The sequence below is a fragment of the Hydrogenophaga soli genome (assembly GCF_054777695.1).
The window spans coordinates 115,684-129,117 of the sequence record NZ_BAAHAK010000010.1; the positions used below are offsets into that span (position 1 = coordinate 115,684).

The window sequence follows — 13,434 nt, forward strand, 5'->3', positions numbered from 1 at the left end:
TTTTGCTGGACCGAGTCGCCTTGCCACCCGGTCTTGCCCTGTGGAACCGCCTCATGACCATTGTTCAAGACCCCGAACGCAAACGCGCCCTGGTGTTGCGCCTCAAACGAATCGAAGGCCAGTTGCGTGGCATCCAGCGCCTGATCGAAGCCGACGAAGACTGCGAAAAGGTGGCCCAGCAGATGGCCGCCGCCCGCAAGGCCCTGGACAAATCCTTCTACACCCTGGTGGGCTGCGTCATTTCCCAAGGTGACGTGCCCGTCGACGATGTGGCCGAGATGCTGGCCAAGTTTTCCTGAGATCACCCCATGAAACCCGTCCAACTGTTCGACCCCGAGTCCAGCACCTTCACCTACATCCTGTTCGATGCGGACACCCGCGAAGCCTTGCTCATCGACCCGGTGGACCACCAGCTCCAGCGCGACCTGGCCACGCTGCGCGAGCTGGGCCTGAAACTGGTGTGGACCGTGGAAACCCATGCCCACGCCGACCACATCACCAGCGCCGGCCTGCTGGCCGAGCACACCGGGGCCAAGACCGCGGCCCCCGCGGGTTGCGGCATCGGGTCCGCCGCCGTGCAGTTGCAGCATGGGGACACGCTGTGTTTTGGCGCTCAGACGGTGCAGGTGCTGCATACGCCGGGCCACACGGCGGGCAGCGCCAGCTATGTGTGGACGGTGGATGGCCAGTGCCATGTGTTCACCGGCGACACCCTGCTCATCAACGGTTGTGGCCGCACCGATTTCCAGTCGGGCAGCGCCGAGGCGCTGTACCACAGCCTCACCCAGGTGCTGTTTGCCCTGCCCGACGACACCGTGGTGTGGCCCGGCCACGACTACAACGGGCGCACCCATTCCACCATCGGGCACGAAAAGACCCACAACCCGCGGGTGGCGGGCAAGAGCCAGGGCGAGTTCGTGGCCCTCATGGCCGCGCTGAACCTGCCCAAGCCCCGCCTCATCGACCAGGCGGTACCCGCCAACCTCGTCTCTGGCCTGGTGGCCCGCCACGATGTGGACGGGGTGGCCCAGATGCTGCCCCGTGCGGCCGAGGCGTACGCGGGCGATGTGTCGCCGCAGTTGGCTTGGCAATGGGTGCAGGCGGGTGACGCGGTGTTGGTGGACGTGCGCACCGACGCCGAGCGCGAGTGGGTGGGCTTTGTCCCTGGTGCGGTGGCCGTGGCCTGGAAGCAGTGGCCGGGCATGGCCATGAACCCGGGGTTTGACGACGCCGTGCGCCAGGCCAGTGCGGGCCGCCCGGTGGTGTTCTTGTGTCGCAGCGGTGTGCGTTCCATCGCCGCAGCCAAACGGGCCACCGAGCTGGGCCTGACGGCCTACAACATCCTGGAAGGCTTTGAAGGCGACCCCGACGCCCAGGCCCACCGGGGGCAGAAGGGCGGATGGAAGTACCATGGCCTGCCCTGGAGGCAAAACTGAGGAGACACCATGACGCTGCTGGCCCTGGACGTGGGGAACACCCGCTTGAAATGGGCGCTGTACGACCGCCCCCAGGTGGGAGCCCGGTTGTTGGCGCATGGGGCGCAGTTTCTGGAGAACATTGAAAAGCTGTCCGAGGGCGAATGGAGCCGCCTGGCCCAGCCCGAGCACGTGCTGGGGTGCGTGGTGGCCGGTGACGCGGTGCGGCGCCGGGTGGAGCAGCAGCTGGAGCTGTGGGATGTGCACCCCCAATGGGTGGTGCCCTCGTTGAGCGAAGGCGGCGTGACCAACGGCTACGACCACCCTGGTCGCCTGGGGGCCGACCGCTGGGTGGCCATGGTGGGGGCGCGCCAGCGGGTGGTGGCCCACGGTGGACCCCGGCCCTGTGTGGTGGTCATGGTGGGAACAGCCGTCACGGTGGAAGCGCTGGACGAGCAGGGCCGCTTTCTGGGCGGCATCATCCTGCCAGGGCACGGCATCATGCTGCGGGCGCTGGAGTCGGGCACGGCGGGTCTGCACGTGCCCACGGGCGAGGTGCGCGACTTCCCCACCAACACCAGCGATGCCCTCACCAGCGGGGGCACCTTTGCCATTGCCGGGGCCGTTCAGCGCATGGTGGACAACCTGCGACGGCACACAGGCCAGGAGCCCGAATGCATCATGACCGGTGGGGCCGGGTGGAAGATGGCCCCCAGCATGTCCAACCGCTTCGAGCTGGTGGAGGGCCTGATTTTCGACGGGCTGCTGGAAATCGCCGCCCGCCGGTTTGCGGTGGCGGCGGTCAGCGAGTGACCAACCACCGCTCCACCAGCCGCACCCAGAAGCTGGCCCCCAGGGGAATGAGCGCGTCGTTGAAGTCGTAGCGCGGGTTGTGCAGCACGCACGGCCCCACGTGGTGCGACAGGCCATGCCCGCCCACTTCATAGTCTGAGCGGTGGCTGCCATCGCCATTGCCAATGAACACATAGGCTCCCGGCTTGACCTGCAGCATGTAGGCAAAGTCTTCGGCGCCCATGGTGGGCTCCTGCACCAGCACCTGCTCGGGGCCGACGATGGTGGCCATCACCTCGCGGGCAAACGCGGCTTCGTCGGGGTGGTTGACCGTGGGCGGGTAGTTGCGCACGAACTCGAACTCGCAGGTCGCACCAAAGGCCGCTGCGGTGTGCTCGGCCACGGCCTGCATGCGCTGCTCGATCAGGTCCAGCACCTCCAGGGTGAAGGTGCGCACCGTGCCCTGAATTTCGCAGCTGTCGGGGATGACGTTGGTGGCCTCGCCGGTGTGGATCATGGTCACGCTGATCACGCCCGCGTCCACCGGCTTCTTGTTGCGGGTGATGATGGTCTGGAAAGCCTGCACCATCTGGCAGGCCACGGGCACCGGGTCGATGCCGGTGTGCGGCAGCGCCGCATGCCCCCCCTTGCCCCGGATGACGATGCGAAACTCGTTGCTCGACGCCATCACCGGCCCCGGGCTCACGGCAAACGTGCCCACGGGCATGCCGGGCCAGTTGTGCATGCCAAAAACGGCTTGCATGGGAAAGCGCTCGAACAGGCCGTCGTGGATCATCTCGCGGGCACCGCCCCCGCCTTCCTCGGCGGGTTGGAAGATCAGGTACACCGTGCCGTCAAAGTCGCGGTGGGTGGACAGGTGCTGCGCCGCGGCCAGCAGCATGGCCACATGGCCGTCGTGCCCGCAGGCGTGCATCTTGCCGGGGTGGGTGCTGGCGTGGGCAAAGGTGTTGAGCTCGGACATGGGCAGCGCATCCATGTCGGCCCGCAACCCCACGGCCCTGCCGCAGGCCCCGCCGTCGCGTCCATGAACGACGCCCACCACCCCGGTGGTGCCCAGCCCCCGATGAACGGGAATGCCCCACTCGGCCAGTTTGGCCGCCACCACATCGGCGGTGCGCACTTCCTCGAAACACAACTCGGGGTGGGCGTGGATGTCGCGCCGCAGCGCGGCCATGGCAGGGGCCTGGGCCACCAGGGGGGGGATGAGGTTCATGGTGAGGCTTCCGAAGGGGGGCCGGGGTCAGCGGCGAATGCGCCCGTCCTTGGACAGCAGCGTCATTTCCACGAAACTGGACCCGGTGTTGCGCTGCGGACCATACGACAGGCTGAACCCCCCCAGATTCAACGAGGTCATGCCTTGCACGGCCTGGATCAGGTCTTCGCGCGAGGGGGTCTTGCCCGCGTGCTTGAGGGCCTCGATGAACACCCGGGCGGCCACATACCCTTCCATGCTGGTGTAGTTGGGCACAAAGCCGCGCGCGTTGTCCGACTTGAGCATGGCCAGGTAGTCGCCCGAAATCGGGGTGACCGGGGAGTAGGGGAAGGGCATCACCTGGGACACGGCCACGCCAGCGGCCATGGCCCCCAGCTCGTCCAGCAGCGCCTGGGTTCCCACAAACGACACGTTGTAGATGGACCCCAAAAAGCCTGCTTTGCGGGCCAGGCGCACGAACACCGCGCTGGCCTTGTAGGTGCTCACCTGCACCACCGCTTCGGGGTTGGCGGCCAGGATGGTGTTGAGTGCGTGGGTCACGTCGGTGGAGTTGCGCTCGACCGTGCCGATGGCCACCGGCTCCAACTTGTGCGCGGCCATGGCCTTGCGCACGCCGTCCAGGCCCGCCTGTCCGTAACCGTCGTTCTGGTGGAACACCGCCACACGCTTGGTGCCCAACCCCATCAGCTGCTTGACGATGGCCGCCGTTTCGTCGATGTACGACGCCCGCACATGCACCACATAGCGGTTGTAGGGTTCGCGCAACGATTGGGCGCCGGTCAGTGGCGCGAACAGCGGCACCTTGGCCTCGGTGGCCAGCGGCAGGGCAGCGGCGGTGGTGGCGGTGCCCACGTAGCCAAACAGGGCGAACACGCCTTCCTGGATGAACTGCCGGGTGTTGGCCACACAGCGATCGGGGTCATACCCATCGTCCAGTTTTTGCAGCTCGATCTTGCGGCCATCCAGGCCTCCGTTGGCATTGAACTGCTCAAAGCACAGCCGGGCCCCGGCGTGGTACTGCAAACCCAACTCGGATGAAGGGCCACTGAATGCGGCCGATTGCCCCAGCACCAGGGTGTTGCTTCGGCCGGATGAGGATTGGGCCGAGGCCAGCAAAGGCCAGCCCAAGCCCAGGGTGCCCCAACGTTGCAGTTGTGTCAGCGCTTTTCTTCTGTCCATGGTACGGTAGCTCCTTGTCGCGTCCGAAGGGTTCTTTTTGGAACTGCGGCCCATTCTGCCACTTGACTCCGGCCTCAGCCCGTTTCCGCGCCGCCATGAACGATTTCGACGTCGAGCCCCCGCAAACCACCCTCGGCGCGTGTCCGCACGACTGCCCCGACACCTGTGCCCTGGTCACCACCGTGCGCCACGGGGTGGCCATCAAGGTGCAGGGCAACCCGGACCATCCGGCCACCGCAGGGGTGTTGTGCACCAAGGTGTCCAAGTACGCCGAGCGCACCCACCACCCTGAGCGCCTGCTTCACCCGTTGAAGCGTGTCGGCCCCAAAGGCAGCGGCCAGTTCCAACCCGTGGGCTGGGACGAGGCGCTGGCCGACATCACCCAGCGCCTGCAACACCTGGCGGCCCAAGACCCCCGGGCCATTGCGCCCTACAGCTACGCAGGCACCATGGGCCTGGTGCAGGGCGAGGGCATGGCCGCCCGGTTTTTCCACCGCCTGGGCGCCAGCCTGCTGGACCGCACCATTTGCGCCAGCGCCGGGGCCGAAGCCCTGGTGCAGACCTTGGGCGGCAAGGTGGGCATGCGGGTCGAGGCGTTTGCCGGGGCCAAGGTCATCGTCATCTGGGGCAGCAACGCCATTGCCAGCCACCTGCACTTTTGGCGGCATGTGCAGGAGGCCAAGCGCCATGGGGCCACGCTGGTGTGCATCGACCCCCGCCGCACCGAAACCGCCGAAAAATGCCACCACCACCTGGCCATCCGCCCCGGCACCGACGGTGCGCTGGCGCTGGCGCTGATGCGCGAGTTCACCGTCAACGGCTGGCTGGACGCGGACTACATCGAGCGGCACACCCTCGGTTGGGACGGGGTTGATGAAGAAAATGGCCGTTCACGCTTTCTCAAAAAGCGCTGCATGCTATGGAATGTGGAGCGTGCGGCCGAAGTCTGCGGCGTGCCCGCCCAGGCCATCCGTGACCTGGCGCGGCTCATGGGCGAAACCGCCCGCCGCAACGAACCCGTGGCCATCCGCCTGAACTACGGCATGCAGCGCGTGCGGGGCGGCGGCAACGCGGTGCGGGCGGTGGCCTGCCTGCCCGCCCTGCTGGGCAGTTGGCGGCATGTTTCGGGCGGGCTGTTGATGTCCAGCAGCGGGGCCTTCCCCGTGCGGCGCGAGGCCTTGTTCCGCCCCGACCTGCTGCCACAGGGCTTGAATGGGCGAGCGCCGCGCACGCTCAACATGAGCACCGTGGGCCAATGGCTCAACGCCGCCGAGGGCGACCCCATCCTGGCCGGAGGCCCCCGGGTGCAGGCCCTGGTGGTCTACAACAGCAACCCGGTGGCCGTGGCCCCGCACTCGGGCGACGTGGTGCGCGGCTTTGCGCGGGACGACCTGTTCACCGTGGTGCTGGAGCAGTTCCAGACCGACACCGCCGACTGGGCCGACTACATCCTGCCCGCCACCACCCAGCTGGAGCATTGGGACATCCACACCAGCTACGGCCACACCGACGTGCTGCTCAACCGCCCGGCCATTGCGCCGCTGGGCGAGTCGCGCCCCAACACCCAGGTGTTCCGAGACCTGGCCGCCCGCATGGGTTTTGCCGACGCCTGTTTTGCCGAGTCCGACGAAGCCTTGTGCCGCCAGGCGTTCGACCCCGCCGATGTGGACTTCGACACCTTGCTGGCCCGGGGTTGGGTGCCCTTGCCCGCCCGGTGCGCCCCGCTGGTGCCGTTTGCCCACGGGGGTTTTCCCACCCCGTCGGGGCGTTGCGAATTCTTCAGCCAGCGCCTGGCCGACCAGGGGCTGGACGGCCTGCCCGACCATGTGCCCAACCTGGAATCGGCGCAACACAACGCCGAGCTGGCCCGCCGTTACCCGCTGGCCATGATTTCGCCGCCCGCCCGCAACTTCCTCAACTCCACCTTCGTCAATGTGCAAAGCCTGCGTGACGTGGAGGGCGAGCCCCTGCTGGAAATCCACCCCGCCGATGCCGCCGCCCGTGGCATTGCCGACCGGGCCCGGGTGCGGGTGTTCAACGACCGGGGCAGCCACCACTGCACCGCCCGGGTGAGTGAGCGGGCCCGCCCGGGTGTGGTCAACGGCCTGGGCATCTGGTGGCGCAAGCTGGGGTTGAACGGCACCAACGTCAACGAGCTGACCGGGCAGGCCCTGACCGACCTGGGCCGGGCCCCCACCTTCTACGACTGCCTGGTGCAGGTGGAAGAGGTGGTTGTGTGAGTGCTTCCGACGATCGCCGGGCCGCGGTTCGCAAACCCTTGCACACCCGGGCCGTGGTGCGGGTGGCCGGGCGGGCGTTCGAGGTCCGCACCTTCGACATCAGTTCGGGCGGCATGGGCATCTACGCCGAAATCAACCCCAAGATCGGCGTGGTGATCGAGCTTCAATGCACCTTGTTGACCCGCACCAAGGGGCCGCAGTCGGTGCAGACCACGGCCAAGGTGAGCCACAGCGTCTATTCGTCGGACGGGCGGGGCTTCAAGGTGGGGCTGACGTTTGTGGAGTTGGATCCACCTTCGGCCCAGGCCATATTGCTTTACATGGGCTGAGCCATGGTCGAGCCAACGCATGGGCGCCGCCAGGGGCTTGCCGCCCTGGCCGTGGGGGTGGCGGTTGTGCTGCTGACGGGGTGTGGCAGCCTGCCCGCATCCGAGGCGTCGGCCGCGGCGGCCCCCGAGGGGCTGGCCTATGTGGCGCAAGCCGTGCAAGGGCATTGGGGGGTGATGCGTGCCGCCCGGCCCGTGGCCGATTGGCTGGCCGACGACGCCACGCCCCCCGCCCTCAAGGAGCGCTTGGCCACGGTCCAGCGCATGCGCCGTTTTGCGGTTGACGCGCTGGACCTGCCCGACAACGCCAGCTACACCCGCTACGCCGACCTGAAGCGCCGCGCCGTGGTGTGGAACGTGGTGGCCACCCCGGAGTTCTCCTTGCGTTTGCACACCTGGTGTTACCCGGTGCTGGGCTGCGTGGGCTACCGCGGTTACTTCGACGAAACCCAGGCCCAGGCGCTGGCGCAGCAGCTGCGGGGGCAGGGGCTGGAGTCGGCGGTGTACCCCGTGCCCGCCTATTCCACCCTGGGCTGGACCAACTGGCTGGGGGGCGACCCGTTGCTCAACACCATGATCGCCCAGCCCGAAGGCGAGGTGGCGCGGTTGTTGTTCCACGAGCTGGCGCACCAGCGGTTGTACCTGTCGGGCGACACCGAGTTCAACGAGTCCTACGCCACCGCGGTGGAGCGCCTGGGCGGGCCGCGCTGGCTGGCGCAGGCGGGGCCCCAGGCCCAGGCCGCCTACGCGGTGTTCGACCAGCGGCGCATGGCGTTTCGTGCCCTGACCCGTGACACCCGTGAAAGTTTGAAGAAAATATATGGCCTGGCGCTTTCTGATCAAGCAGATGGTGCTATCAAAAACGAAGAGCTGTTGCGGCGGCAAAAGGCGCAGGTGCTGGCGCAGTTTCGCCAGCGCTACGCCCAGCTCAAGGCCGGGTGGGGTGGCTACAGCGGTTACGACGCCTGGGTGGAGCGGGCCAACAACGCCACGTTTGCGGTGCAGGCGGCCTACGACCGCTGGGTGCCCGCGTTCGAGGCCTTGTTTGAGCAGCAAGGGCGCGACTTCCGCCGCTTTCATGCCGCGGTGGCCGACCTCTGCCGCCTGCCGTCGGACCAGCGCCTGTCCCGCCTGCAAGCCCTGCAAGGACCGCAAGGTCTGCATGACGCGGGGCAGGGCAACCCCGATGGGGTGGCGCAGGGCGCTGGTTTATAACGGCGTCACGTCACCATGCCCCGGGTAACGTTGGGCGGGCATGGGTGTTTTGAGTGGTTTAAAAGTCATAGCATGTCAAGCATACACATCAAGCGTGAACACCATTTTTCATTCAAAAAAGCCCGGCAAATCGCGTTTGCCTGGGCCGAGCAGGCCGAGGACGAGTTCGGCATGGAGTGCACCTACGAAGAGGGCGACGCCGAAGACCTGGTGAGCTTCACCCGATCGGGCGTGAACGGCACGCTGCGGGTGTGTGATCAGCGCTTCGAGCTGGACGCGCAGTTGGGCTTTTTGCTGGGGGCGTTCAAGGGCAGCATCGAAACGGAAATCGTCAAACGCCTGGACGAGCTGCTGGCGGGTGCCGCTGCCAAGCCGGGCGGCAAGGTCAAGGCGCCCAAGAAGGGCGCGGCATGACGGCGGCTGCCCCGTTGGGCCACGGCCCCTTGCAGGGGCTCAAGGTGGTGGAAATGGGTCAGCTCATCGCCGGGCCGTTCGCCGCCAAGACGCTGGCCGATTTCGGGGCCGACGTCATCAAGATCGAACCCCCGCCCAAGAAGGACGGGCAGGGCGGCGGCGACCCGCTGCGCGTGTGGCGCTTGCTGAAGGACGGCACCTCGGTGTGGTGGCAGGTGCAGTCGCGCAACAAGCGCTCGCTGGCGCTGGATTTGCGCACGCCCGAGGCCCGCGACATCGTGCGCCGCCTGTGCGCCGAGGCCGATGTGCTGATCGAGAACTTCCGCCCCGGCGCGCTGGAAGCCTGGGGCCTGGACCCGGCGGACCTGATCGCGGCCAACCCGCGGTTGGTGGTGCTGCGCGTGAGCGGCTACGGCCAGACCGGTCCCTACCGCGACAAGCCGGGCTTTGGCCTGCTGGGCGAGGCCATGGGTGGCATCCGCCACCTCACGGGCGAGCCGGGCCGGGTGTCGGTGCGCGTGGGGGTGAGCCTGGGTGACACGCTGGCGGCGCTGCACGGCGTCATCGGCATCCTGATGGCGCTGCACGAACGGGAAAAGAGCGGCCGGGGCCAGGTGATTGACGTGGCCTTGTACGAAGCCGTCTTCAACTGCATGGAAAGCCTGCTGCCCGAGTACAGCGCCTTTGGGGCGGTGCGCGGGCCTGGGGGCAGTGCGCTGCCGGGCATTGCCCCCAGCAACGCCTACCCGTGCCGCGACGGCCATGTGCTGATCGGCGGCAATGGCGACGGCATTTTCAAGCGGCTGATGACGGCGATTGGCCGTGACGACCTGGGCCAGGACGCCACGCTGGCCGACAACGCGGGCCGCGTGGCGCGGGTGCAGGAGCTGGACGCCGCCATCGGGGCCTGGACCTTGCCGCGCACCGTGGCCGAGGTGCTGGCCGAACTGGACCTTGCCGAAGTGCCCGCCGGACGCATCTACACCGTGGCCGACATCGCGACCGATGCGCACTATGCAGCGCGGGACATGCTGCTGAGCCGCCCGCAGCCCGACGGATCGACCCTGCTGGTGCCGGGCATCGTGCCCAAGCTGTCGCGCACGCCCGGAGGGCATTGGCGCGACGCCCCCGCCTTGGGCCAGGACACCGATGCCGTGCTGAGCGGCATGGGCCTGACGGTGGCGCAGATTGCCGAGCTGCGCGAGCGCGGCGTGGTGCGTTGAAGGCTCAGCTCAAGGAGCCGATGAGGTCGATGTACTGCTGCTTGGCCTCATCGCTGGCCGTGCCTTTGAGGTTGTTCCAGGCGTCCCACTTGGCGCGGCCCACCATGTCACCAAAGCCCGGTTTCTTCTCGGCGTTGTCGCCTGCGGTGGCCTGCTTGTACAGCGCGTAAATCTTCAACAGGGTGGCGTTGTCGGGGCGTTCGCTCAGGTTCTTGGAGTTGGCAACAGCGGCTTCGAAGGTGGCGTTCAGATCGGCCATGGTAGGGAGCTTCCTCTCGGTTTGGGGGGTGTTTGTCCGGTATCTTAGGTGGCAAAGTGCCCCGCAGAATAGGGGCCAGACTCCAAGAACATTTGCCATGGTCACACGCACAACCGCAGCCCCGTCATCGCCCGCCGTTCAACGCATGAGCAAGGTGGACACCGCCTGGCTGCGCATGGATTCCGCCGCCAACCTCATGATGATCACGGGGGTCTGGGTGCTCAGGCCTGGCATTTCCCGTCAGGCCTTGTGCCAACGCATCACCGAGCGCCTGCTGTGTTACCCGCGCTTCACCCAACGTGCCGAGGAAGACCTGACCGGTGCCAACTGGGTGCACGATGCCGCCTTCGACCTCGACCACCATGTGTTGTCCGAGCGTCTGCCGCGCCACCGCAAAGGCGGCGCTCGCCAGGCCTTGCAACAGCGGGTGGCGGAACTTGCGGTGGAGGCGCTGGACCCGCAGCGTCCGCTGTGGCAGTTTCACCTCATCGAAAATTACGAAGGCGGGGCCGCGCTGATCGCCCGCATCCACCATTGCATTGCCGATGGCATGGCCCTGATCGCCGTGATGATGAGCCTGGTCGATGGCGGCCAGGAACCCCCCCGGCGTGGCCAGAAAACCCGTGCCGCCACGGGCGACGTGGCCGCCGAGTGGCTGGGCGAGGCGGTCATCAAGCCGCTCACAGGCATGGCGGTCAAGCTGTTGGACGTGGCAGGCGACAGCGTGGCCAAGTCGGTGGCGCTGGCCACCAAGCCGGTGGAGGGCATGCAGGCCAGTTGGCAGCAGACCCTGGGCTGGGCGCGCTTGGGCGGGCAGGTGGTGAGCGACTTGGCGGCGCTGGCGCTCATGTCCGACGATGCCGCCACCAGCCTCAAGGCCAGTCCGTCAGCCACAAAGGCCGTGGCATGGTGCGAACCCATTTCACTGGAGCAGGTCAAGGCGGTGGGCAAGGCCTTGGGCTGTTCGGTCAACGACGTGTTGCTGTCGTGCGTGGCCGGGGCCTTCGGCCAGTACCTGCGCGAGCGGGGCGAGCCCATTGAGGGGCAGGACATCCGGGCCATGGTGCCCGTCAACCTGCGGCCCATGGAGCAGGCCTGGAAGTTGGGCAACCGCTTCGGGCTGGTGCCCCTGGTGTTGCCGGTGGGGCAAAGCCATCCATTGGAGCGGCTGTTCACGGTGCGCCAGCGCATGCAGGCCCTCAAGGGCAGCACCCAGCCCTTGCTGGCGTTTGGCCTGCTGTCGGTGGCGGGGTTGCTGGTCAAGCCGGCTCAGGAGGCCATGCTCAACCTGTTCTCGCGCAAGACCACGGCGGTCATGACCAATGTGCCCGGCCCGGCGGAAAAGCTGAAGTTCTGCGGCAGCACCCTGGAGCAGGTCATGTTCTGGGTGCCGCAGTCGGGCGACATTGGGGTGGGGGTGTCCATCCTCAGCTATGGCGGGGGCGTGCAGTTCGGGTTGATCACCGACACGGCCATGTGCCCCAACCCGCAGGAGATCATCGACCGCTTCGCGCCGCAGTTCGAGCAGTTGCTGTGGCTGTCGCTGATGCTGCCCACCGCCGCCCAGACCGAGGGGTGAGCAGCGGGCGCGGGGCGTTGCCGCTCAGGCGGCCAGCTCCAGCGTGGCCAGGTTCACCTCCAGCCGCTGCGCGGCGTCCAGGGGCGTGAGGGCCGCGGCTTGTTGCAGCAAGGCCAGGGCCTCGGGGCGGCGGTGCTCTCCGTCCAGCATGACCAGGCCGTTGGCGTATTCGATCAGGGTGGCGGCTGAATGCGGGTTGAGCGCCATGGCCGAGCGGTAGTGTTTGTGCCCGGCGTCTTTTTTGGCGCCGTAGGTCAGCCCGCCGATCAGCACCCCCACCTTGTGGATCACCTCGGCATGGAAGGCGGCCAGCGCCAGGTGGGCGTCCGCGTGGTGCGGGGTGAGTTTGAGGGTGGTGTCCAGGGCCTTTCGAACCCGGCTGCCCAGCCCCTCGGCCAAGGCCAGGCCCACACTGACGCCTTGGCTGTAACGGCCCAACGCGTGGGCTTCAAGGTACCAGGCGTTGGCGTTCTCGGGGTCTTGCTGTTGCAGCATCTGGGCGCGGTCGGCCGCCTCCCGGTACAGACTCAGGCGTTTTTGGTCGCACGGCTCCAGGTGGTTGGCGTACAGGCAGGTGGCCTTGTTGGCGGCGTTGATGCCGCTGCCCCCGGCCTCCAGCCCCACATTCACGGCGGCTTCAAACGCCCCGTTGTGGAAATGCACCCAGGCTTGCAGTGGTCCTGAGGCCTTGGGCAGCGGTTCGCAGTCGCCCGCATGCAGTTGTGCCCACGCCTTTTTCAGCGACGTGGTTGTGTATTGAAACTCCCCTGCACTCGGGAAATGGACCCATTGGCTCATGGGGTCTCCTCGTTATTGGTCTACCCGCCGATTGTCCACTGCCTTGACAAGGCTTGACCATCGGGGCTAACCAGCAGCGACGCAGACCTCAGTTCATTTGGCCGTAAGCCCCGGTGAGTGCCAGCAGGTGCTCGCGTTGCTGCGGTTCCATGTACGGCGCCAGCAGGTTGAGCACATGGGCTGCCCCTCGCAACAGGGCTTGTTCGGCGTGGTCGGGCTCCAAGGCATGGCGAGGGTCGCGCACGTACTCGAAGTTGAGCCAGTAGGTCAGCACCACCACCATGCAGTTGGCGGTGGTGTCCAGTTCCCGGGCGTCCAGGCGCAGGCTGCCGGCACGCCCCATGCCATCCAGCATGGAGCGGATGGCGCGGGTTTTGTGCCGCATCATCAGCTGGAACTGGGTCTCCAACTGGCGGTTCTTGCTCAGCAGGTCGGACAGGTCGCGGTACAGGAAGCGGTGGTGCCAGATGCGCTCGAACAGCGTGTGCATGAAGAACCACGCGTCTTCGACGTTGCGAACGTCTTCGCTGGCCATCAGGATTTCCATCACGCTGCGTTCGTACTGGCGGTACAGCGCGTTGATGAGTTCGTCTTTGGCCGGGTAGTGGTAATACAGGTTGCCCGGACTGATGCGCAGCTCTGCCGAGATCAGTGTGGTGGACACGTTGGGTTCGCCAAAGCGGTTGAAGAGGTCCAGCGTGACCTCCAGGATGCGCTCGGCGGTGCGGCGGGGTGGCTTTTTTGGCATGAGGCCGTCAGG

The 13,434-nt window shown here is 67.1% G+C and carries 14 protein-coding genes and 1 pseudogene; 10 read left to right on the forward strand and 5 right to left on the reverse strand.

Translation table 11 applies throughout. The features are described from left to right. Positions 1-53 precede the first annotated feature (53 nt). The 4 genes and pseudogenes from ACYVB7_RS16995 (at position 54) to ACYVB7_RS17010 (ending at position 2,228) form a co-directional block, all read left to right on the forward strand. On the forward strand, positions 54-299 hold the full coding sequence (locus tag ACYVB7_RS16995) for a metal-sensitive transcriptional regulator (protein WP_460509672.1): 246 nt from the start codon (positions 54-56) through the stop codon (positions 297-299). A gap of 9 nt (positions 300-308) precedes the next feature. Continuing rightward, positions 309-998: pseudogene (locus tag ACYVB7_RS17000) on the forward strand (MBL fold metallo-hydrolase); the annotation flags it as partial. A gap of 33 nt (positions 999-1,031) precedes the next feature. Beyond that, the gene (locus tag ACYVB7_RS17005) at positions 1,032-1,436 is read left to right on the forward strand and encodes a rhodanese-like domain-containing protein (RefSeq protein ID WP_460509719.1); all 405 of its coding nucleotides are present in this window, start codon (positions 1,032-1,034) and stop codon (positions 1,434-1,436) included. Between the two features lie 9 nt (positions 1,437-1,445). After that, positions 1,446-2,228, forward strand: coding sequence for a type III pantothenate kinase (locus tag ACYVB7_RS17010; RefSeq protein ID WP_460509673.1), 783 nt, complete (start codon positions 1,446-1,448; stop codon positions 2,226-2,228). Here ACYVB7_RS17010 and ACYVB7_RS17015 read toward each other — a convergent pair. Both ACYVB7_RS17015 and ACYVB7_RS17020 read right to left on the reverse strand, forming a co-directional pair. Further along, on the reverse strand, positions 2,218-3,441 hold the full coding sequence (locus ACYVB7_RS17015; protein ID WP_460509674.1) for a M20 aminoacylase family protein: 1,224 nt from the start codon (positions 3,439-3,441) through the stop codon (positions 2,218-2,220). The two genes, ACYVB7_RS17010 and ACYVB7_RS17015, sit on opposite strands and share 11 nt — an antisense overlap. Before the next feature lie 27 nt (positions 3,442-3,468). After that, positions 3,469-4,620 carry an ABC transporter substrate-binding protein gene (locus tag ACYVB7_RS17020; RefSeq protein WP_460509675.1) on the reverse strand — a complete coding sequence of 384 codons (1,152 nt, stop codon included), beginning with the start codon at positions 4,618-4,620 and terminating at the stop codon, positions 3,469-3,471. Between the two features lie 95 nt (positions 4,621-4,715). Here ACYVB7_RS17020 and ACYVB7_RS17025 point away from each other — a divergent pair, with 95 nt between their 5' ends. The 5 genes from ACYVB7_RS17025 (at position 4,716) to ACYVB7_RS17045 (ending at position 10,038) form a co-directional block, all read left to right on the forward strand. After that, positions 4,716-6,860: a molybdopterin-containing oxidoreductase family protein gene (locus ACYVB7_RS17025; protein ID WP_460509676.1), complete on the forward strand. Its 2,145-nt coding sequence runs from the start codon at positions 4,716-4,718 to the stop codon at positions 6,858-6,860. After that, positions 6,857-7,189: a PilZ domain-containing protein gene (locus ACYVB7_RS17030; RefSeq protein WP_460509677.1), complete on the forward strand. Its 333-nt coding sequence runs from the start codon at positions 6,857-6,859 to the stop codon at positions 7,187-7,189. Before ACYVB7_RS17025 ends, ACYVB7_RS17030 begins: the two co-directional genes overlap by 4 nt. 3 nt (positions 7,190-7,192) lie before the next feature. After that, positions 7,193-8,401, forward strand: coding sequence for an aminopeptidase (locus ACYVB7_RS17035; RefSeq protein WP_460509678.1), 1,209 nt, complete (start codon positions 7,193-7,195; stop codon positions 8,399-8,401). Positions 8,402-8,473: 72 nt separating this feature from the next. Next, on the forward strand, positions 8,474-8,815 hold the full coding sequence (locus ACYVB7_RS17040) for a polyhydroxyalkanoic acid system family protein (RefSeq protein WP_460509679.1): 342 nt from the start codon (positions 8,474-8,476) through the stop codon (positions 8,813-8,815). Next, positions 8,812-10,038 carry a CaiB/BaiF CoA transferase family protein gene (locus ACYVB7_RS17045; RefSeq protein ID WP_460509680.1) on the forward strand — a complete coding sequence of 409 codons (1,227 nt, stop codon included), beginning with the start codon at positions 8,812-8,814 and terminating at the stop codon, positions 10,036-10,038. Before ACYVB7_RS17040 ends, ACYVB7_RS17045 begins: the two co-directional genes overlap by 4 nt. A gap of 4 nt (positions 10,039-10,042) precedes the next feature. On the opposite strand, the gene ACYVB7_RS17050 is transcribed toward ACYVB7_RS17045, so the two are convergent. Next, positions 10,043-10,297 (reverse strand): acyl-CoA-binding protein, encoded by a 255-nt coding sequence (locus ACYVB7_RS17050; RefSeq protein ID WP_460509681.1) that lies wholly within the window; start codon positions 10,295-10,297, stop codon positions 10,043-10,045. A 97-nt stretch (positions 10,298-10,394) separates the two neighbouring features. Here ACYVB7_RS17050 and ACYVB7_RS17055 point away from each other — a divergent pair, with 97 nt between their 5' ends. Further along, positions 10,395-11,876 carry a wax ester/triacylglycerol synthase family O-acyltransferase gene (locus ACYVB7_RS17055; protein WP_460509682.1) on the forward strand — a complete coding sequence of 494 codons (1,482 nt, stop codon included), beginning with the start codon at positions 10,395-10,397 and terminating at the stop codon, positions 11,874-11,876. A 24-nt stretch (positions 11,877-11,900) separates the two neighbouring features. Here ACYVB7_RS17055 and ACYVB7_RS17060 read toward each other — a convergent pair whose 3' ends face one another. After that, entirely contained in the window at positions 11,901-12,674 is a 774-nt protein-coding gene (locus ACYVB7_RS17060; protein WP_460509683.1) for a hypothetical protein, read from the reverse strand. Between the two features lie 88 nt (positions 12,675-12,762). Then, on the reverse strand, positions 12,763-13,422 hold the full coding sequence (locus tag ACYVB7_RS17065) for a TetR/AcrR family transcriptional regulator (protein WP_460509684.1): 660 nt from the start codon (positions 13,420-13,422) through the stop codon (positions 12,763-12,765). Positions 13,423-13,434 lie beyond the last annotated feature (12 nt).

What these genes read in the sequence shown, in the direction of transcription:
- ACYVB7_RS17050 (WP_460509681.1), bottom strand. Translation starts at nt 10,297, where the DNA reads ATGGCCGATCTGAACGCCACCTTCGAAGCCGCTGTTGCCAACTCCAAG.
- ACYVB7_RS17015 (WP_460509674.1), bottom strand. Translation starts at nt 3,441, where the DNA reads ATGAACCTCATCCCCCCCCTGGTGGCCCAGGCCCCTGCCATGGCCGCG.
- ACYVB7_RS17055 (WP_460509682.1), top strand. Translation starts at nt 10,395, where the DNA reads ATGGTCACACGCACAACCGCAGCCCCGTCATCGCCCGCCGTTCAACGC.
- ACYVB7_RS17035 (WP_460509678.1), top strand. Translation starts at nt 7,193, where the DNA reads ATGGTCGAGCCAACGCATGGGCGCCGCCAGGGGCTTGCCGCCCTGGCC.
- ACYVB7_RS17020 (WP_460509675.1), bottom strand. Translation starts at nt 4,620, where the DNA reads ATGGACAGAAGAAAAGCGCTGACACAACTGCAACGTTGGGGCACCCTG.
- ACYVB7_RS17045 (WP_460509680.1), top strand. Translation starts at nt 8,812, where the DNA reads ATGACGGCGGCTGCCCCGTTGGGCCACGGCCCCTTGCAGGGGCTCAAG.
- ACYVB7_RS17060 (WP_460509683.1), bottom strand. Translation starts at nt 12,674, where the DNA reads ATGAGCCAATGGGTCCATTTCCCGAGTGCAGGGGAGTTTCAATACACA.
- ACYVB7_RS17065 (WP_460509684.1), bottom strand. Translation starts at nt 13,422, where the DNA reads ATGCCAAAAAAGCCACCCCGCCGCACCGCCGAGCGCATCCTGGAGGTC.
- ACYVB7_RS17010 (WP_460509673.1), top strand. Translation starts at nt 1,446, where the DNA reads ATGACGCTGCTGGCCCTGGACGTGGGGAACACCCGCTTGAAATGGGCG.
- ACYVB7_RS16995 (WP_460509672.1), top strand. Translation starts at nt 54, where the DNA reads ATGACCATTGTTCAAGACCCCGAACGCAAACGCGCCCTGGTGTTGCGC.
- ACYVB7_RS17025 (WP_460509676.1), top strand. Translation starts at nt 4,716, where the DNA reads ATGAACGATTTCGACGTCGAGCCCCCGCAAACCACCCTCGGCGCGTGT.
- ACYVB7_RS17040 (WP_460509679.1), top strand. Translation starts at nt 8,474, where the DNA reads ATGTCAAGCATACACATCAAGCGTGAACACCATTTTTCATTCAAAAAA.
- ACYVB7_RS17005 (WP_460509719.1), top strand. Translation starts at nt 1,032, where the DNA reads ATGCTGCCCCGTGCGGCCGAGGCGTACGCGGGCGATGTGTCGCCGCAG.